At 62.5% G+C, this 18,196-nt stretch carries 17 protein-coding genes and 1 pseudogene; 6 read left to right on the top strand and 12 right to left on the bottom strand.

Going from position 1 to position 18,196, the window contains the following annotated elements; all coding sequences use genetic code 11:
- The first annotated feature begins 128 nt into the window (after positions 1-128).
- Both BB029_RS13965 and BB029_RS13960 read left to right on the top strand, forming a co-directional pair.
- Positions 129-1,883, top strand: coding sequence for a sigma-54-dependent Fis family transcriptional regulator (locus BB029_RS13965; protein ID WP_065939625.1), 1,755 nt, complete (start codon positions 129-131; stop codon positions 1,881-1,883).
- Between the two features lie 98 nt (positions 1,884-1,981).
- Positions 1,982-2,593, top strand: coding sequence for a TetR/AcrR family transcriptional regulator (locus BB029_RS13960; RefSeq protein ID WP_065939624.1), 612 nt, complete (start codon positions 1,982-1,984; stop codon positions 2,591-2,593).
- Between the two features lie 26 nt (positions 2,594-2,619).
- On the opposite strand, the gene BB029_RS13955 is transcribed toward BB029_RS13960, so the two are convergent.
- The 4 genes and pseudogenes from BB029_RS13955 to BB029_RS13945 all read right to left on the bottom strand — a co-directional run.
- On the bottom strand, positions 2,620-3,723 hold the full coding sequence (locus tag BB029_RS13955; RefSeq protein WP_065939623.1) for a polyamine ABC transporter substrate-binding protein: 1,104 nt from the start codon (positions 3,721-3,723) through the stop codon (positions 2,620-2,622).
- Positions 3,724-3,763: 40 nt separating this feature from the next.
- On the bottom strand, positions 3,764-5,101 hold the full coding sequence (locus BB029_RS13950) for an alginate export family protein (RefSeq protein ID WP_065939622.1): 1,338 nt from the start codon (positions 5,099-5,101) through the stop codon (positions 3,764-3,766).
- Positions 5,102-5,200: 99 nt separating this feature from the next.
- A complete protein-coding gene (locus BB029_RS34245) occupies positions 5,201-5,302 on the bottom strand; it encodes a hypothetical protein (RefSeq protein ID WP_371914621.1) in 102 nt (33 codons plus the stop codon).
- A pseudogene (locus BB029_RS13945) lies at positions 5,296-6,342 on the bottom strand (serine hydrolase domain-containing protein); the annotation flags it as partial. The gene BB029_RS34245 and the pseudogene BB029_RS13945, both read right to left, overlap by 7 nt.
- Positions 6,343-6,732: 390 nt before the next feature.
- On the opposite strand from BB029_RS13945, the gene BB029_RS13940 reads away from it, so the two are divergent.
- Positions 6,733-7,875, top strand: a complete 1,143-nt coding sequence (locus BB029_RS13940) for a polysaccharide lyase family 1 protein (RefSeq protein ID WP_065926271.1) — start codon at positions 6,733-6,735, stop codon at positions 7,873-7,875.
- A gap of 52 nt (positions 7,876-7,927) precedes the next feature.
- Here the strand turns inward: BB029_RS13940 and gspF are convergent, their stop codons facing one another.
- The 7 genes from gspF to gspG form a co-directional block, all read right to left on the bottom strand.
- Positions 7,928-9,139, bottom strand: coding sequence for a type II secretion system inner membrane protein GspF (gene gspF / locus BB029_RS13935; RefSeq protein ID WP_065939620.1), 1,212 nt, complete (start codon positions 9,137-9,139; stop codon positions 7,928-7,930).
- Positions 9,139-10,557 (bottom strand): type II secretion system ATPase GspE, encoded by a 1,419-nt coding sequence (gspE, locus tag BB029_RS13930; protein WP_065939619.1) that lies wholly within the window; start codon positions 10,555-10,557, stop codon positions 9,139-9,141. Before gspE ends, gspF begins: the two co-directional genes overlap by 1 nt.
- 139 nt (positions 10,558-10,696) lie before the next feature.
- On the bottom strand, positions 10,697-13,027 hold the full coding sequence (gene gspD / locus BB029_RS13925; RefSeq protein ID WP_065939618.1) for a type II secretion system secretin GspD: 2,331 nt from the start codon (positions 13,025-13,027) through the stop codon (positions 10,697-10,699).
- On the bottom strand, positions 13,024-13,533 hold the full coding sequence (gspM, locus tag BB029_RS13920) for a type II secretion system protein GspM (RefSeq protein ID WP_065939617.1): 510 nt from the start codon (positions 13,531-13,533) through the stop codon (positions 13,024-13,026). Before gspM ends, gspD begins: the two co-directional genes overlap by 4 nt.
- On the bottom strand, positions 13,526-14,665 hold the full coding sequence (gene gspL, locus BB029_RS13915) for a type II secretion system protein GspL (protein WP_065939616.1): 1,140 nt from the start codon (positions 14,663-14,665) through the stop codon (positions 13,526-13,528). Before gspL ends, gspM begins: the two co-directional genes overlap by 8 nt.
- Positions 14,662-15,585, bottom strand: coding sequence for a type II secretion system minor pseudopilin GspK (gspK, locus tag BB029_RS13910; protein ID WP_065939615.1), 924 nt, complete (start codon positions 15,583-15,585; stop codon positions 14,662-14,664). The genes gspL and gspK overlap by 4 nt, the downstream gene beginning before the upstream one ends.
- Before the next feature lie 8 nt (positions 15,586-15,593).
- Complete coding sequence (gene gspG, locus BB029_RS13905) at positions 15,594-16,043, bottom strand: type II secretion system major pseudopilin GspG (RefSeq protein ID WP_027603442.1); 450 nt, start codon at positions 16,041-16,043, stop codon at positions 15,594-15,596.
- Positions 16,044-16,181: 138 nt separating this feature from the next.
- Here gspG and gspI point away from each other — a divergent pair, with 138 nt between their 5' ends.
- Positions 16,182-16,568 carry a type II secretion system minor pseudopilin GspI gene (gene gspI / locus BB029_RS13900; protein WP_065939614.1) on the top strand — a complete coding sequence of 129 codons (387 nt, stop codon included), beginning with the start codon at positions 16,182-16,184 and terminating at the stop codon, positions 16,566-16,568.
- Positions 16,569-16,572: 4 nt separating this feature from the next.
- Here gspI and BB029_RS13895 read toward each other — a convergent pair whose 3' ends face one another.
- Entirely contained in the window at positions 16,573-17,004 is a 432-nt protein-coding gene (locus BB029_RS13895; protein ID WP_065939613.1) for a type II secretion system protein N, read from the bottom strand.
- A gap of 68 nt (positions 17,005-17,072) precedes the next feature.
- Between BB029_RS13895 and gspH the strand changes: the two genes are divergently transcribed.
- The gene (gene gspH, locus BB029_RS13890; RefSeq protein WP_065939612.1) at positions 17,073-17,534 is read left to right on the top strand and encodes a type II secretion system minor pseudopilin GspH; all 462 of its coding nucleotides are present in this window, start codon (positions 17,073-17,075) and stop codon (positions 17,532-17,534) included.
- Positions 17,531-18,136 carry a type II secretion system minor pseudopilin GspJ gene (gene gspJ / locus BB029_RS13885; protein WP_065939611.1) on the top strand — a complete coding sequence of 202 codons (606 nt, stop codon included), beginning with the start codon at positions 17,531-17,533 and terminating at the stop codon, positions 18,134-18,136. The genes gspH and gspJ overlap by 4 nt, the downstream gene beginning before the upstream one ends.
- Positions 18,137-18,196: the final 60 nt, after the last annotated feature.

Below are 18,196 nucleotides of genomic sequence, written 5' to 3'. Positions count from 1 at the left end.
GCCCATGCCTCACTGCCCCATCGGCTGCAAAAACCGCGGCACCGCCACTTGTTCAATTGATAAGGTTATGTTTAATAACTATCTGAGTAGTTACTCATATCGATCACTCGCTTTGCAGGGGCATAACAATGACTAATCCCCACAGCGCGCTGCCCGACGACCGGGTGGCCAGCGCGCCCTACCATCCGCGCGGCGACAGCCGTCAACTCAGTGAGAGCAGTTCGCCCACCCCGGCGGAACTGACCGATTGCCTGTTCTTCTCGCCCGAAGACGGGCGTATCTGGCTCAACGATCAACGCATGGTGTTGCTGCACGGTTCGTCGTTCGGTGCCCTGCGCGCGGAGGTCATCGAACGCCTGGGGCTGGAGCAGGCGCGTGGCCTGTTCACCCGCACCGGTTATGTCTCCGGCGCGCGGGACGCGCGGTTGATCCGCGAGCGCTGGCCACAGGCCGATGCCGCCGCCGTGTTTCGCGCCGGGACCCACCTGCACACCCTGGAAGGCATGACCAAGGTCGAACCGCTGCACTTCAAGTTCGATGCCGACTCGGGGTTCTATGAAGGCGAGTTCCTCTGGCACCACTCCTGCGAGGCCGATGAACACGTGGGTGCCTACGGCATCGGCCAGGACCCGGTGTGCTGGACTGAAACCGGCTATGCCATCGGTTTTGTCAGTGGCCTGTTCGGGCAAATGGTGATTTTCCGCGAGGTGGAATGCCGGGGCATGGGCCACCGCTGTTGCCGGGTGATCGGCAAGACCGCGGAGCAATGGGGTGACGTCGAGCAGGACCTGCGTTACCTGAATGTGTCCCAGGCCGTCGCCGGCCCTGTCGCCCCCACGCCCGCCAGCCCGCTGCGCAGCAATGGCGGAGTCACTCAGCCGCAACCGTTGGTGGGCGCCAGCGCAGCCTTCAACGCCGCGATGCAAGCTTTGCAACGGGTCGCATTGACGCCCGCGACCGTGCTGATCAGCGGCGAGTCCGGGGTCGGCAAGGAGATGTTTGCGCGCCAGTTGCACCAGCTCAGCCGCCGCCAGGACAGCCCGTTCGTGGCGCTCAATTGCGCTGCCATTCCGGACAACCTGATCGAGGCCGAGCTGTTCGGTGTCGAACGCGGCGCCTATACCGGCGCGACCCACTCGCGGCCTGGACGTTTCGAACGGGCCCAGGGCGGCACGCTGTTTCTGGATGAAATCACCAGCCTCAGCCTGGCCGGGCAAAGCAAGTTGCTGAGGGCCTTGCAGGAACGGGAAATCGAACGGGTCGGCGGAGTGCGCGGTATCAAGGTGGATGTGCGCGTGGTGGCCGCCACCAATATCGACCTGCGTAAAGCCGTGGCTGACGGCAGCTTTCGTGAAGACCTGTTCTACCGCCTGAATGTCTACCCCATCGCCCTGCCCCCGCTGCGCGAACGCCGGGACGACATCCCGCTGTTGATCAATGCGTTCCTCACGCGCTTCTGCCAGGAATACGCGCGAACACCGGCGGGCCTGACCATGCGCGCCCTGAAGGTGTTGCTGCGCTATGACTTCGCGGGCAATGTGCGCGAGCTGCAAAACCTGATCGAACGCGGCCTGATCGCCAGCGACGAAGGCCAACCCATTGACCTGGTGCACCTGTTTCGCAACGAACCGATGCCGGCCGATCCCTACGGCCTCGACGACCACGGCAGCCTGTCCAACAGCGCACCGCCGCCGTGCCTGGCACTGTTCGACACCCTTGGCCAACTGGAACCGGGGTTTTCCATCGAAGGCCTTGAGTCGCGCCTGCTCAACGAAGCCCTGCAACGCAACGCCGGCAACCTGGCCGCCGCCGCCAGGCTTGTGGGGCTCAGCCGCGCTCAATTTGCCTACCGGTTGAAGAAGCATCAGCGGCAAAGCCCTTGATGGGCAATTAGTGCTTTAAAAGCTTTACCCAATTAAGTATTTTGCAGGGATACCGGGGCGATAAGCGCCCCTCTTTTTACTCGTGACAAGGATCTCCTGTGAGCGGACTGCGTGAACGTCAGAAAGCCGAACGCCGGCAAGCTATCAGCCAGGCCGCGATCGAGCTGTTTGAGCGCCAGGGTTTCCAGAACACCACCATCGAGCAGATCGCCAGCCAGGCCGGGGTGTCGCCGCCGACGGTGTTCAAGTACTTCGGCAACAAGCAGGAAATCATCCTGGAAATCCTGCATCACGCCGATCAGCGCGCAATCAGCGACACCCGCCGCGAGATCCACACAATGGACGATCCGGTCGAAGCGCTGTGCCACCTGGAAAGCCTGCTCACCGGCTATGCCCTGGAAGTCATGCACCCCAGCCTGTGGCGTGAACTGCTGCCGCTGATCCTGTTCGGCGGCAACAATGAACTGCCGGCCGGTTATCGCGCCATGAACGATGCGCTCAGGGCGGAAATCAGCGAACTGCTGCGGGAACTGCAACGGGCCGGCAAGCTGCGCCCGCAACTCGATGTGGAATTGGCCGCGTTCCTGTTGAACGACTATTCGCACCTGCAACTGTTCAGGCTGGTGAACCAGGAACAGCCGGATCTCGACGCGCACTCGACCCAGGTCAGGCGTATCACCGAGCTGCTGTTCTACGGCATGCAGGCCTGACCCGTTGCAGGGTCAGGCCACACTGATCAGCGGTTGCTCTTGATGGCCGTCCAGGTGCGGGTACGGATGCGCTCCACGGCGGCCGGAATCGGTTCCAGGGCGAACAGGGTCTTGCGCGCTTCCTCCGGCACATACATGTTGGGGTCGTTGCGGATGCTGGCGTCCACCAGCGCAGTGGCGTCCTTGTTCGGGTTGGGGTAGCCGATCTTGTTGCTGATGCGCGCAATCACGTCCGGGCGCAGGATGTAATTGATGAACGCATGGGCCTCCGCCAGATCGGGTGCCTTGGCCGGGATCATCATCACGTCCGCCCACATCGGCGCGCCTTCCTTGGGCAGTGCCATCTCGACCTTGACGCCCTTGCCGGCGGCATCCGCCAGTCGCGTGGCCAATGCGACACCGCCGGACCAGCCCACGCCCACACAGATATCACCGTTGGCCAGGTCCATGCCGTAGCGCGACGAGTTGAAGTAAGTGACGTAAGGGCGAATCTTCATCATCACGGCCTGGGCTTGCACATAGTCCTCACGCTTCTGGCTATTGGGGTCGAGGCCCTTGTAGTGCAAGGCAATCGGCAGGATCTCGTTGCCGGCGTCGAGGAAACCCACGCCACAACTGGCGAGCTTGGCGAGGTTTTCTTCCTTGAAGATGATGTCCCAGCTGTTCATCTGCACGTCGGGCCCCAGGGCCTTGCGCACCTTGTCGACGTTGTAGCCGATCAATGTGGTGCCCCATAGGTAAGGCACGGCGTAGCGGTTGCCGGTGTCACCCACGGCTTCAAGGGATTGCATGAACTGCGGGTCCAGGTGCTGCCAGTTCGGCAACTGCTGGCGGTCCAGCGGCTGCACGGCTCCGGCCGTGATCAAGTGCCCCAGGTTGGCGGTGCCGGGGAACACCACGTCATACCCGGAGTTGCCCGTCAGCAGCTTGGACTCCATGGTTTCGGCGCTGTCGAACACATCGTAAATCGGGCGAATGCCGGTTTCTTCCTGGAAACTCTTGAGCACTTCGGGTGGCAGGTATTCGATCCAGTTGTAGATCCGTACGGTGCGTTCTTCAGCCAGGCAAAAACCACTGATGAGCAACGAGGCGATAGTGCCCAGCACGGTGTTACGCAAAAATCTGTTCATGATCAAAACACTCCAGCGCGGCCGCGATGGCTCGCAGCACTTAATAGCGGTAGGTGAAATACAGTTCCAGCGCACTGAACATCTGGTCGTTACCGAACACCTGTTTGGCGGCGGCCAGCGGCTTGACCCAGTTGTAGGACAGCGACGTATAGAACGACGGCGTGGGTGTCCAGTCGAGGAAAACCACACTTTCGTCAGCAAAGCGCCGATCGCTGACCGGCGCGCCCATGTAGTTTTTCTCGTCCAGCCAGAACTGGTAGTGAATCGCGCCGAGGGTCAGGGTGTCGTTGAGGTGGGTCTTGAGGGAAAACTGCTGGACGTTTTCGTTGCTGTTGAACAGCAGGTAGTTGCCGACCACATCCCCGACCAGCCATGTGCTCCAGTCGACAAAGCCTTTGCTCAGTGAATCCCAGGCTTTCTGGCGGTTGTCGGTGAGGTTGTCGTCGCCGGAAAAGCTCGCGTAGCGGTAGCCGAGGACCGGCGTCAGCGGCAAGGTAGCGAAGGCATAGTCGGCCTGGGCATACCAGGCGTTGGCATCGTAGTCGACACCCTCGCCGCTGCCGCGCTCCAGCGCGTACTCGGCATTCAGCGTCAGCGCCTGTACGCCGGGCACCTTGGCGTTGAGCGCCCTGACGTTGTACACCTGCATCCCGTCCCGACGGCGTGGCAGCGTGCTGCCCCTGGGGCCGAGGGCATTGACCTTCATGGCCATGGCACCGAGCGTCACCTGGTCATCGAGGTTGTAATCGAGGTTGACGCCGGTCATGCGGAAGTCGCCCAAGTCATCATCGGTGCGCAAGGTGAAGGCCTGGGACTTCAGCGCGCCATGATCCCAGGCGAGGATCGCCGAATCCTTGAACGCGGTTCGCGGGCCGAGCCAGTAGGCGCCATCCTTGTACTGGTCGAGGTTACCGTCCATGACGATGAACCCCGTACCGATCATGTAGTTCTGGCGGCCGGCGGTGAACTTCCACTCGCCGGCGCGAAAACCGCCGTAGAGTTCTTCGGCTGCGACCTTGCCGTCGGAGCTGCGGGTGAAGCCTCCCGCATCGCCATCGCCGAAGGTGCTCGCCGCCACCAGGGAACCGCCGGCCAGCAGGCTGAAATCCGGTTGCAACGCATACTCGAGCTTGACCCCCGGCTTTACGTAGACCTCTTGCCAGTTGATGCGGGCGCCGCCGTTTTTACCGTTGCGTGCATCGACCTGGCCGCTGCCGAAGTTGACGCCACGGGTAAACAGCGTCGCCCCGCCCACGGTGAGATTGACTTCACCCTTGAGATCGCCGTCCTCAAAGGTGTAGCCCGCCAGCGCGACGTGGGTGGTCAAGGGTAAGCCGAGCGCTAACAGCGCTCGAGAGAAACGCTTGGTGAAAACCATAAGAAGCTCCTGTGGAATTATTGTTGTTACAGGGCAGTCAATGGCGACGCAGGGCGCCGCCAACACCTGGGCAAGCCAGGTGAATAGAACGCAAGACTCTTATTGTTTGGCGTGGATCAGCGACTCAGGTGGGCGGCGATTGCGCGCAGCATGCGCACGCTGTCGGTATCGAACGGGCTGACCGCATCGGTGAGTGACGATTGCTTGACGATCACCACGCCGGACGGTTTGTCGATGAACAGGTATTGGCCGTGGATCCCTCCGGCCATCAGGGCTTGGCTGTGGTCGTTGAACACGTACCACTGGCTGCGATAGGACGCACCCGGCGTCCAGCTGGAGAACTCGGCATTTTGCGCGTAGATCGCCGGATCAGAACCGGCGGCGATACGGGCTACGGTCTCGGGCGACAGCAGCTCGACCCCGTCCTGGCGACCGTCGTTGGCCAGCAGGCGACCGAAGCGCGCCATGTCTCTCAAGGTGGCACTGAAGCCCGCCCCGGCAACGTTACGGCCCCAGGGATCGGCCATGAAATAACCGTCGCGTTCGCACCCCAAGCGCCCCCAGATCTGTTCCAGCATCTGACTGCACGCCTGGCCCGAGGCCCGTTCCATGACCCATGCCAGGACTTCGGTGGTGGCGGTCACGTAATGGAAAAAGCCGCCGTGTGCGCCACGCTTTTTCAGTGACGGCAGGTACTGGTACAGCGATTCAAACTGGGCGTATTGCGCCGGTGCCGGCTGGAAACCGCAGGCATAACCGTACTGCGAACTCTCGGAGGCGGGATCGTCATACACCTCGTTGTAGTCGATGCCCACCGCCATATCGAACAACTGGCGCACGGTGGCATCGCCAAACGCACTGCCCACCAGTTCAGGCACGTAGTACGCGGCAGACAGCTCGGGCTTGAGCATGCCGTTGGAAACCAGTTGTTCGCCAAGGGTGCCGATCAGCGACTTGGTCACCGAGAACATGATGTGCCGGTCATCCGCGCGCTGGCCGTTGAAGTAGCGCTCGAACAACACCGTGTCGCCCTGCATCACTAAAAAAGCGTCGGTCTGGCTGGCCACAAGGTGTTCGATCACGCTGATGCTGAGCCCGCATTCGCTGTCGAAACACAGTTGGTCCAGCGCTGTGGGCGCTTCCTTGAGCTGACCGGCAGGCCTTGAACCCGCCGCCACGTCAATCGTGGGACGCAGCCGCGCCAGATGACGGAACCCCCACTGGCTGAAGGGCGCGCGCATCCAGTTGTGCCACGTTACCCGGTGTTTCGGCTCGGCCGGGAAGCCCTGCATCAGCGCAGGTGCCACGGGGGTTGCAAAGCACGACTCATTGGCCTCGACGTAAAGAGTCGCCAGTACAGACGGGGTTTTAACACTCATCGGGATAACCCTGAAAATGACTCTGCATGGGAGCAGATGCACAGGAATAATTATCCGATATTTTATTTTAGTCAATAAAACTTTTTACTCATTAACCTAGAAATCAGTTGTACGACAACGCAATTCCATATGATAGGATTTCTCATGCAGCGGACGTTCGATTCGCTGCACCAGTGGCAAGGACGTCCGCTCGAGAAACGCGCATGCCTGTGCGCGTTTAAACACTCAAGTTAATCAAGGATCTGATTACTCATGACAACCCCCTCAACCTTCACTGCCTCAAAACTGGCCAGTGCCGTTATCGGTGCCCTGCTGTTTTCCAGCGTTCCTGCGCATGCCGCGGACATCTGGCTGGATTCGGCCACCACCGGTTGGGCCACTCAGAACGGCGGCACCAAGGGTGGCTCGCGAGCTGCGGCGAATAATATCTACACGGCAAAAAACGCGGCGGAGCTGAAAACCGCACTGAGCGCGTCGGTGGGCACCAATGGTCGCATCATCAAGATCACCGGCATCATCGATATCAGCGAAGGCAAGGCTTATACGACGACTGCTGATATGAAGGTACGCGGTCGCCTGGATATTCCTGGCAAAACCACCATCGTCGGTACCACCAGCAATGCCGAGATCCGTGAGGGTTTCTTCTATGCCAAGGAAAACGACGTCATCATCCGCAACATCACCATCGAAAACCCTTGGGATCCCGAGCCGAAGTGGGACCCCACGGACGGCAGCGCCGGCAACTGGAACTCGGAATACGATGGCCTGACCATCGAGGGCGCCAATAACGTGTGGGTCGATCACGTGACCTTTACCGATGGCCGCCGTACCGATGACCAGAACGGCAGCGCCAACGGCCGTCCGAAGCAGCATCACGACGGCGCGCTGGATGTTAAAAACGGCGCCAACTACGTGACCATCTCGTACTCGGCATTCAAGTCGCACGAGAAGAACAACCTGATCGGTTCCAGCGACAGCCGCACCACCGACGACGGCAAGCTCAAGGTCACCATCCACAACAGCCTGTTTGAGAATATCTCTGCCCGTGCGCCGCGCGTGCGTTTCGGCCAGGTGCATCTGTACAACAACTACCATGTGGGCAGCACCAGCCATAAGGTGTACCCGTTCTCGTACGCTCACGGTGTGGGCAAGAACTCGAAGATCTTCTCCGAGCGTAACGCCTTCGAAATCGCCGGTATCAGCGGTTGCGACAAGATCGCCGGCGACTACGGTGGCAGCGTCTACCGCGACACCGGCTCGACCCTCAACGGCAGCGCATTGAGCTGCTCGTGGAGTTCGAGCATCGGCTGGACCCCGCCGTACAGCTACACTCCGCTGGCTGCCGATAAGGTCGCCGCCGACGTCAAGGCCAAGGCCGGCGCCGGTAAGCTCTAAGCAACACTGTCACCTGTGAAATGAAAAGCCCTCGGTGACGAGGGCTTTTTTGCTACTGCACCAGTTGGTTGATCTCGATGATCGGCAACAGCACCGCCATCACGATCACCAGCACCACCGCGCCCATCACCACGATCATCAGTGGCTCCAGCAGTGCGGTCATGCCCATCGCCCGGCGCTCGATATCGCGGGACAGTGTCTGCGCGGCGCGATCGAGCATCGGCGGCAGCGAGCCAGTCTTTTCGCCGCTGGCGATCAGGTGGATCAGCAGGGGCGGAAATACTTTCTCCGCCGCCAGCGCCGTGGCCAGGCTGACGCCTTCGCGCACCTTGGCCGTGGCATCGTTGACGCACTGGCTCAGGCGCTCGTTGGACAGGGTTTGCCGCGCCGCTTCCAGGGCTCGTAGCAGCGGCACGCCGGCACCGCCGAGAATCGCCAGGGTCGAGGCAAACCGTGCGGTATTGAGCCCGAGTACAAAACGCCCGATCAGCGGCAGGCGCAACACGCGACGATGCCAACCCAGACGCGCCAGCGGGTTGCGCAGGTACACACGCCAGCCCCAGAAACCCGCGATCAAAGCACTGAGGCACAGCCAACCCCAACCGCGAATGAAATCACTGGCATTGAGCATCGCCAATGTCAGCCCGGGCAAGTCCTGGCGCGCCTGGGAAAACGCACTGACCACCTGGGGCACCACGTAGCTGAGCAGGAAGATCACGATGGCGATCGAGACCAGCCCTACCACCCCAGGATAGATAAACGCGGTGAGGATTTTACTGCGCAGGTTATTGCGTTCTTCGATGTAGTCGGCCAACCGCTCCATCACCTGGGCGAGGTCGCCGGACTCCTCCCCCGCCGCAATCAGCGCGCGGTAGATCTCCGGAAAGTCCCGTGGCCGTGCAGCCAAGGCATCCGCCAGGCGCATGCCGCTGCGTACATCGGCACGCACCGCACTCAGGGCCTGGACGATGTGTTTACGCTCGGCCTGCTCCACCGTGGCACTCAACGCGGCCTCCAGCGGCAGGCTGGCGCTGAGCAGGCTGGCCAGTTGCCGCGTGGCCCAGGCCAGGTCGTTGTCCGACAGCTTGGCGCTGAACAGGCCCGCGCCAGCCCCCGAGGCCGTATTTTGCTCAAGGTGCACCGACAAGGCTGTCAAGCCACGCCGGCGCAGAATCCCGAACGCCTCGCGCTGACTGTCGGCTTCCAGGTGTCCACTCTCGATCTTGCCCATGGCGTCGGCGGCTTCAAAACGGTAGCGATTCATCAGGCGTCCCGTGTCACGCGGAGCACTTCTTGGGGTGCCGTCACGCCGCTGTTGACCCAGCGTTCGCCATCCTCACGCATGCTGCACATACCGGCGCTGCGGGCTGCGGCCCTGAGCGCCTGCTCACCGGCGCCCTGGTGAATCAGCGCGCGAATCGCGTCGTCAATGCAGAACAGTTCATGAATGCCGGTGCGACCGCTATAGCCGGTGTGGTTACACGCCAAACACCCCAGTGGACGCCAGGTGCCCGGGCTGGCCGGGTCTTCTTCCTTGCATTGCGGGCAGAGACGACGCACGAGGCGTTGCGCCAGAACCCCAAGCATTGAAGACGCCAGCAAAAACGGCTCGACGCCCATGTCCAGCAGGCGGTTGACGGCGGAGACCGCGTCGTTGGTGTGCAACGTAGCGAGTACCAAATGCCCCGTGAGCGAGGCCTGCACCGCGATTTGCGCGGTCTCCAGGTCGCGGATTTCACCGATCATGATGACGTCCGGGTCCTGGCGCAGGATCGCTCGCAGGGCCAGGCCGAAGGTCATGTCGATCTTGGCGTTGACCTGGATCTGGCTGATGCCCGGCAGGTCGTATTCCACCGGGTCTTCCACGGTGAGGATATTGCTGGTACTCGCATCCAGCCGCGCCAGCGCCGCGTACAGGCTGGTGGTCTTGCCGCTGCCGGTAGGCCCGGTGACCAGCACAATGCCATGGGGCTGGCGGATCAACGTGTCGAGGCGCGCCAGCAGCTGCGGCTCCATGCCCAGGGTCTCCAGTTGCAAACGCCCGGCCTGCTTGTCGAGCAAGCGCATCACCACGCGCTCGCCATGCCCGGTGGGCACGGTCGACACACGAATATCAATCGGCCGACCCGCCACGCGCAAGGCGATACGACCGTCCTGGGGCAGGCGTTTTTCGGCGATGTCGAGCTGGGCCATGATCTTGATCCGCGACACCAGTGCGCCATGCAGCGCCTTGCGCGGCGACACCACATCCCGCAACGTGCCGTCGACGCGGTAGCGCACCACGGAGTGGGTTTCATAGGGCTCGATATGGATATCACTGGCCTCGTCCCGCGCCGCCTGGGTGAGCAAGGCGTTGATCATGCGGATCACCGGCGCGCCGTCCTGGGTGTCGAGCAGGTCGGTGATCTCGGGCATGTCCTGCATCAGGCGGTCGAGGTCGACCTCGTTCTCTGCCGCGCCCACCACGGCGGCGGCGCTGCCCGTATCGGCGTAGGCACTGGCGAGGAGGCCGTCGAGTTCGTCGTCGCGTACCTGCTCGAGGTGGGCCTGGCCGAACTGGCGCCGTACTTCGCTGATGGACCAGCCGGGGGTTGAGGGGCAGACGGTGAGCAGCATGCCGTCGGCGCCGGGACGCAGGAGGATGCGTTGGGATTTGGCCCAGGCATAAGGGAGAAGGCTCACAAGACATCTTCCTGACCGAGCGCGGTCCAAATGTGGGAGGGGGCTTGCCCCCGATGAGGATGTGTCAGCCACAGATGTACAAACTGACCCACCGCAATCGGGGGCAAGCCCCCTCCCACATTTGGATCTTCATTTGGATTCATGGCCGTGCGCCTACCGGTACGGCGCGAATCAACGCCCTCGGCCCCTGCTGCTGCCCGCCCGGAATCGCCTTCTCCACCGACGGCAATTGCGGCGCCTGCACATCCGGCATCGCCCAGCTGTGTTCCGGCTGGGAATGGCCCTGGGCACGGCGCATGTAGTCATAGCGGTTCAGGGTGATCGCGCGCCCGGCACCACTGTCGCGGATGATATACGGGCGCAGGAACACCATCAGGTTGGTCTTGGTGACCGCCCGGCGCTCATTGCGAAACAGCACACCCAGCCCCGGAATGCTCGACAGCCACGGCACGGCTTCATTGCTCTGGCTGTAACCGTCCTGGAGCAGGCCGCCGAGGACCATGATCTGCCCGTCGTCGAGCAAAATACTGGTGTCGATCGCGCGCTTGTTGGTAACGATGCCGGCCGACGCGGCGCTGCTGGACGCGCGCTCATCGATGCTGCTGACTTCCTGGTAGATATCGAGTTTGACCGTGCCACCCTCAGAGATTTGTGGGCGTACATTCAGCTTCAAGCCGACCTCTTCACGGGTGACCGTCTGGAACGGATTATTGCTGGTACCGCCGCCACCGGTCACGTAGCTGCCACTGACAAACGGAATAGTCTGGCCCACAAAAATACTGGCCGCCTCGTTATCCAGGGTCAGCAGGTTCGGCGTCGACAGGACGTTGCTGCCGCCTTTGCTTTTAAGCGCGCGGGCCAACACCTTGAGGTCCATGACCTTGCCAATGCCGGGCACATCCACGGTACCGTTGATGAAGCCGAGGCTGAGTCCGCCGGGCAGCACGTCAACGCTGGTCTTGCCATTCAGGTTGAACCCCGCACCACCCAGGTTAGTCCCGCCGATCACGCCTTTGCCGGCCAGGTCGCCGCTCTGCCACTGCACGCCGAACTCATTGGCATCGTCCTCGCCGACTTCAACGATAAGGCTTTCAATCACCACTTGGGCGCGGCGCTGGTCGAGCATGTCGATGACTTCACGCAGGTTGCGGTACAGCGGCTCCGGGGCAGAAATCAGCAAGGTGTTGGTGGTCGAGTCGGCCTGGAGGGTCACGCCACCGGCGGTGAAGGCAACGTTTTGCTCATTCGTTTGCCCGCCGGGCTGGCTGCTCGAGCTGCTGGTCGTCTGCGCCGACTCATTGGCGCTGGCGGTACTGCCTTGGCCACTGCCCTGCCCGGTCTGGCTGCCGGAGATATTGGCACCCATTGTGCTGAGGGCCGACCGCGCATTGTCACCGCCACCGCTGTCGCTTTCACCGGTCAGCAAACCGCGTAACGACTGCGCCAGTTTCGCGGCCTGGGCGTTGCGCAGGTACACCACGTGCAAATTGCTTGGGTTGGCTTGGGCGTTATCCAGCTTGTAGATCAAGTTACGCGCCAACTCGGTCCGCTCCGGGCTGCCGGCACGAATCACGATCGCGTTGGAGCGCGGGTCGCCCACCACCGTGATTTTCTGCGTCGGATCGCTGCCCGGCTGCTCCAGCAGTTGCGAGACCATTTCGGCGATATCCACGGCGATCCCGTTTTGAACCTGCACCACGTCGGTATCGATGGCGCTCGGGGTATCGATACCGTCGATAAGCTGCGCCACCCGCGCCAGGTTCTCGGCGTAGTCGGTGACAACGATGGTGTTGTTGCCCGGGTAGGCGTTGATCGGGTTGTTCGGCGAAACGATCGGGCGCAGCACCGGGATCAGGTTCACCGCATTTTCGTATTGCAGGCGGAAGGTGCGGGTGAGCATGCCGCTGCCGCCCGGCTTGTCGGCACTGTAGATCGGCCCGCCGAGCAGCTTGGCATCGGCCTCAGGCACCACGTGCGCGATACCGCCCACATCCACCACGCTGAAGCCCTGCATGCGCAATGCCGCCAGCAGCATATCGTAGGCCTGATGCGCCGGCACCTGCCCTTCGGAAACCAGCGTGAGGGAGCCCTTGACACGCGGGTCGACCAGGAACTGTTGCCCCGTCGCACGGGACAACGCCCGCACCACGGCTTGAATGTCGGCCTCGACGAAATTCAGCGTGACCGGTTGATCGCCCAAGGGTTTGTTCGGCGCCACGCCGCTGTGACCGGCACCGCCGCCACGTGCGGGGTTGGTAACCTTGTGCAAGGGCCGCGACTGCCGTTCGATCTGCACTTGCGCACGCTGCCGGTCTACCAGGGCATCGCCGCTGCGCTGGGTGGTGGCCAGGGGCAGCCCGAGCTCACTGTCCTGGGGTAAATCCGCAGTGGGCTGCGCGCTGCACGCACTCAGTGCGAGCAACAGAAACGGCGCAGCCGTGCGTACATAATGGGAACCTGACCACTTCATGATGCTTCCTTAGCGCCGTGCATCCGATCCATACGGACGGTTCCTGTGAGAGTGCCTGCCGTGTTGTCGGCCGAGGCTTCGCTGGCGCGTTGCAAACGGGCCTCCACCACGTCCAGCGAAAATTGCCTCGGGTCACTCAATAACCAGCCGAGCACCGCATCGGCGGGGGCCGCGTCCAGTGTCAGTTGCCAGGACGCATCCTGGGCCTGTAACCGGTAGTGCCCCGCCAGTCCGGCAGCGTCGAGGGATTGCCGCAAGGAGTGTTCAAGGTCCAGCCCGACAGGCGTGGTGACCTCGCGAAGCAACAGCGCCAGTGCCTGGCTCTGGGCGCGCAGCTTCGGGGTTTCGACTTGCCAATAGTCAATGCTCTTGAGCGCTGGCTGGATCAGCGACAGCCAGACCAACAGGCTGGCAAGAAACACCGCCGCACCGCTGAGCATGGTTTTTTCCCGCGGGGCCAGCGCTTTCCAGCGTCCTCTGAATGCCATCAACCTCGGATTATTCATCGTCGTTTTCCACGCTGGAATCACCCTCTCCCGACGCGGGTTCGGCCATCGCACTCAGCGTCCAGATGCGCTCGTTGCGGTGGGCGGAAAGTCCCGCCTGGCTCAGCGCAGCCTGTACAGCGCCGTCGGCAGCGGGAGTGGCTTCGGCGGTCATCTGCAGCTGCAACTGGCGCTCGCTGAAGGTCAGCTGCTGGACGCTGCCAGCCATGAACGGCAGCGCCATGGCGGCTTGCTGCACCAGGTAAGCAAAGTCGTGATTGAGCTGCGCGGGCCCGCCCCCTTGCCGGATCGCCAACTGCTGGCGGGCCTGTTGCAGAGGGTTGAGAATCACCGGCAGCTCGGGAAATGCGTGCTTCACGCGCTGGCTCATCTGCTGCTTGAGCTGCTGCCCTTGCGCAACCTCGCGGGCGGCGTAAAGGTTGAGCCCGGCCACCCAGACACCCACGGCCAACGCACAACAGCCCAACGCCCGCCCCCAACCGGCCGCCGGTGAAGTGCGCCGGCCGACCCCGGCGTGCAATCCCCAGCCAGGGGCAGCGCCGTTCCAGCGCTGATGGCCCACGGGCCACAGCACACTTTCGCCGGTGGCGGCGAGCGCTTCCAGACGGTCCTCAACCAACGGTTCCATCGCCCCATGGGAGAGGCTGAAACGCAGCAGCAACTGGCCCTCAACCACACACCCATTGACCTGCCCGGCCGCTGGCACGGCTAAGCGGTAAGGCGCTGGATACAGGCCGCTCAGCTTCAATCCGTGCAGGCCAAGCAACTGACCGAGGCGATCCAGTAAAGCCTTGGGCAGCCAGCTCAGGTGCACCTGTCCATCGGCATCTCGAGCGCTGTGCGCCACATGCATCTGCTCGCAGGGCCCCAGGATCAAGGCCTGCGCAGCGCAGGTAACGGCCGCATCGATACGGGACGCTGACAGAGGCGGAAGTTCAATGCGCGTAAGTACCGTGTCCATGGGGTGAAGGAAACACTCGACGGCCTGAGACTTGGCCTGTTGTCCCAGCTGGCCAAGGGTGCTGATGCCGGTATGGCTGACGTGCCCCTTGCGGTCCAGTTGCGCGAACTCAAGCTCGGTGTCCGACGTCAAGGACTCCAGCGGCGGCAAGGCAAGGCGCAGGCGCGTCATACGCCCAGCCTCGACCAGATCACCCTGGGCATTGCGTCTTCCGGACGATGTAGCAGCGCAGCCAGGTGAACACGGCGCTGGTTGCGACGGGCCTGCCCCTGGAGCAGGAACCACTCACTGGTGATCCCGACGTTGAGGTGATCCACGTTCAAGTTGGGCAATCGCGCACGGTTAACGAAGTCGCCGCGATTGATAAACCACTGGCCGCGATCGCGCTCGGCGACCAACGCCTTGGCCTGCGCCCAGGACAAACCCGGCACCACCGCGGCCAGCACCTCGGCGCTGGCCGTATTGCCGTTGACCCAGGTGTTGACCGGAAGAATGCTGACGTAACGCTCGAGCCGCGCCAGGACCCGCTCATTGAGGCCTTCGATACCGCGTAATTGATCAAGACTGCGCAGCATCGGCTGGGTGGCGGGTAATGGCGGGGGCGGCTGCCCCACTGTTGAGGCAACCGGCCTATGTGGGTAGGCCGCAATCACGCGTTGGCTGATGCGCTGCGCCAGGCGGGCCTCGACACCGATCATCTCGCACAACCGCTCAAAGCTGCGCATCTGCCCGAGATCAACAGACTCTTGGGCGATTAAATTGCGCAGGTTGAACTTGCCTTGCAGGTCCTCAAGGCGGCCTTCGAATTCGCCGTCCTGAGCGGTGTTGATCGGCCGGGCCCATGGCTGGTCAAGCCGCGTCAGCACATCCTGCTCGCGGGCGTCCCGGAGCAATCGTCGGCTGACTTCCAGGCCGCCCAGCAGTGATGCACTGCCCTGCACTCGCGCCTGCTCGGCCTCAAGCGAACGGGTAAAAACGCTCTGGCGGGTGAGCATGCCGGCGGCGAGCACGGCGACCACTGCCGCGATCAGCATCGCGCTGATAATCGCCATGCCGCGCTGTTTCGCCCCTGTGGGCGAGTGTGATTTCATGGCCGCGCTTAGAGCTGCCAGGATCCGATATCGGCATTCACACCGTCGCCATCAGGCTGTCCGTCGGCACCGAGGGAGAAGATGTCGACTTCGCCGTTCGCGCCGGGATTCAAGTAATGGTAAGGACGGCCCCAGGGGTCGTTGGGCAGGCGCTCCAGATAAGAACGCCAGTTGGTATTTTTTGCATCTGCCGGGCGCTCGACCAGTACCTTGAGGCCCTGGTTCATGTTGGGATAGGTGCCGTGGTCGAGGCGATAAAGCTTGAGCGCCTGCATCAGGCCGGCGACGTCCTGCTTGGCCGCAATCGCCCTGGCCTGGTCCGGACGGTCCAGCACTTTAGGCACGACAATCGCCGCCAGAATGCCGAGGATGACCACCACCACCATGATCTCGATCAGCGTGAACCCTTGCTGAGCGTGGCGGGCGCGAGGCCCATATTTGATACGCGCGAAATCCATATCCACCATCCTTGGCTCGATCCTAATTCGGCGCGCAGTGTAACAAAACTAACTATCTGGATAGCAAAAATAATTGGCCACTGCCCGCGGCTGTCTGAGTGCTACTCTACGGCGTATTTTTTACGCCAAGAGTGACCCATGGAGCTGTCGCGCAAGGAGCAGGGTTTTACATTGATCGAGGTGCTCGTGGCCTTGGCGATCATTGCCGTGGCGATGGCGGCGGCGGTCCGCGTTGCAGGCTTGATGACCCAGAGCAATGGGTTGCTGCGCGACCGCTCGATGGCGCTGCTGTCGGCCCAGGGCAGGCTCGCCGAACTGCGCCTGGAAGGACGCCTGCCCAGAGGGCACAAAGCGTTTGACTGTGATCAGGGGCGTTTGCAGTTGCGTTGCGAGCAGAGCATCGCACCGAGCGCCGATGGACGCCTGATGCGCGTCACCCTGCTGGTGTCGGAGCGCAAGCGCGAGGCGCCACCGTTGGCGCGGGTGGAAACGCTGCTCAACCCGCCGAAGACAACGCCCCAATGAGCGTTCAGGGTCGGGTCAAGCGCGGTAGCACCACCGAGTCCGGCAGCGTGCTGACCTTAATGCGGGTGTGCTGCGTGCCCCGCTCAATCACTACTGCATCGCCCTCGATCGCCGCCAGGCGCACCCCTTGGGCCAATGACTCGCCCACCCGAAAACTGCGCGGCGGCCCCTCGTTCAGGCTCAGGATCGCCACCGCCCCGCGCGCGCCGGCCATCAGGCCAGAGACCTTGATGTCCACCACTGCCGGCTGGTTGGAAAACCACTGCAACGCCGGTGTATCCGGGCGCGCGGCCAAAACCGGCGGCTCGACCGGCGGCACCTGGGACTCGGCCGATGTCAGCAACACGGAAGACCAGACCAGCACACCCGCGAGCGCCGTGGCCAATGCCACTGCCTGCACCACTCGCGGCGCGGTCAAACGAAGAATAGCGACCAAGACAAAACCTCCTTGTTGTCCTGCCGGGCAGTCTACAGGAGAGACCCACGACGAAGGAGCGTTGTGTCATGACCAAGGCCAATCAGCAAGGCTTCACCCTGATCGAATTAATGGTGGTGCTGGTGATCATCGGCATCGCCTCGGCGGCGATCAGCCTGAGCATCAAACCCGACCCGTTGCAATTGCTGCGCAAGGACGCCAACCGCGTGGTCCAGATGCTGCAGATCGCCCAGGCCGAAGCCCGGGCCGATGGCCGCCCCATCACGTGGCAGGCCGACAATAAAGGGTTTCGCTTCAGTCGGCGCAACGCGCCTGGCCAGGGTTGGGATCACTTCATGAGCGATCCGCAACTGCGTCCCCGTGCCTGGGAAACACCCTCGATGAGCGTTCGTGTAACCCCCAGGCAACCGGTGGTACTGAATGCCGAATGGTTTGCCTCGCCCTTGCAACTGCAGCTTTCGGATGGCCAGCACCGCCTCGACATTCAACGCACCGCGACAGGACAAATACGCGTGGCGAACCAACCATGAAAACAGACCAGCACGGTTTTACCCTCATTGAAGTCATGGTAGCAATCATGCTGATGGCCATTGTCAGCCTGATTGCCTGGCGCGGCCTCGACAGCGTGAGCCGTGCCGACAGCCATCTGCAGGCCAGCACCGAGCAAACCGAAGCGTTATTGCGCACACTCAACCAGTTGGACCGCGACCTGGCCCTGCGCGCCAGCGTTGAACTGAGAACGCCAGCCTTGAACGATGACGAACAGCCCGACGGGCTCGCCGCAATCAGCGTTCGCAGCTCCGACCAGCATGATTTTCAACTGAACGTGATTCGTAACGCAGCCCTTCCCGAAAACGGTCTGCAACGGGTGCGCTGGTGGCTGGAGGGTGACACGCTGTACCGCGCCACATCAGCGGCCAGTGATCGATACCCGTTACCTGCGCCCAAAAAAGCAGTGGCCGTCTTATCCGGTGTCAGCGACCTGCAAGTGCGCATCTGGGAAGCGGGCCAGGGCTGGCGTCAGCTGGCCGGCAACCGTAAGGCCGATCCCATCGGCCTGGAAATCAACCTGACCCGCCAGACGCCGCAGGGGGAAGAACGCTATCGGCAAGTGGTGGGGCCGCTGCAATAAGCGAGTCAGCGACGACCCAGGTATCCCCACGCCCTGGAGCGGGCAAAGCACTGAGCGCTC

It is taken from the genome of Pseudomonas sp. S3E12 (assembly GCF_001702295.1).
Lineage (GTDB): Bacteria > Pseudomonadota > Gammaproteobacteria > Pseudomonadales > Pseudomonadaceae > Aquipseudomonas > Aquipseudomonas marginalis.
The sequence above is the reverse complement of the archived record's forward strand: the minus strand, read 5'-3'. Positions and strand labels throughout refer to the sequence as shown.

Excerpts from the sequence above, each read along its gene's own strand:
- BB029_RS13965 (WP_065939625.1), top strand. The coding sequence starts at position 129 with ATGACTAATCCCCACAGCGCGCTGCCCGACGACCGGGTGGCCAGCGCG.
- BB029_RS13955 (WP_065939623.1), bottom strand. The coding sequence starts at position 3,723 with ATGAACAGATTTTTGCGTAACACCGTGCTGGGCACTATCGCCTCGTTG.
- BB029_RS13950 (WP_065939622.1), bottom strand. The coding sequence starts at position 5,101 with ATGGTTTTCACCAAGCGTTTCTCTCGAGCGCTGTTAGCGCTCGGCTTA.
- BB029_RS13940 (WP_065926271.1), top strand. The coding sequence starts at position 6,733 with ATGACAACCCCCTCAACCTTCACTGCCTCAAAACTGGCCAGTGCCGTT.
- gspF (WP_065939620.1), bottom strand. The coding sequence starts at position 9,139 with ATGAATCGCTACCGTTTTGAAGCCGCCGACGCCATGGGCAAGATCGAG.
- gspD (WP_065939618.1), bottom strand. The coding sequence starts at position 13,027 with ATGAAGTGGTCAGGTTCCCATTATGTACGCACGGCTGCGCCGTTTCTG.
- gspM (WP_065939617.1), bottom strand. The coding sequence starts at position 13,533 with ATGAATAATCCGAGGTTGATGGCATTCAGAGGACGCTGGAAAGCGCTG.
- gspL (WP_065939616.1), bottom strand. The coding sequence starts at position 14,665 with ATGACGCGCCTGCGCCTTGCCTTGCCGCCGCTGGAGTCCTTGACGTCG.
- gspK (WP_065939615.1), bottom strand. The coding sequence starts at position 15,585 with ATGAAATCACACTCGCCCACAGGGGCGAAACAGCGCGGCATGGCGATT.
- gspG (WP_027603442.1), bottom strand. The coding sequence starts at position 16,043 with ATGGATTTCGCGCGTATCAAATATGGGCCTCGCGCCCGCCACGCTCAG.
- gspI (WP_065939614.1), top strand. The coding sequence starts at position 16,182 with ATGGAGCTGTCGCGCAAGGAGCAGGGTTTTACATTGATCGAGGTGCTC.
- gspH (WP_065939612.1), top strand. The coding sequence starts at position 17,073 with ATGACCAAGGCCAATCAGCAAGGCTTCACCCTGATCGAATTAATGGTG.
- gspJ (WP_065939611.1), top strand. The coding sequence starts at position 17,531 with ATGAAAACAGACCAGCACGGTTTTACCCTCATTGAAGTCATGGTAGCA.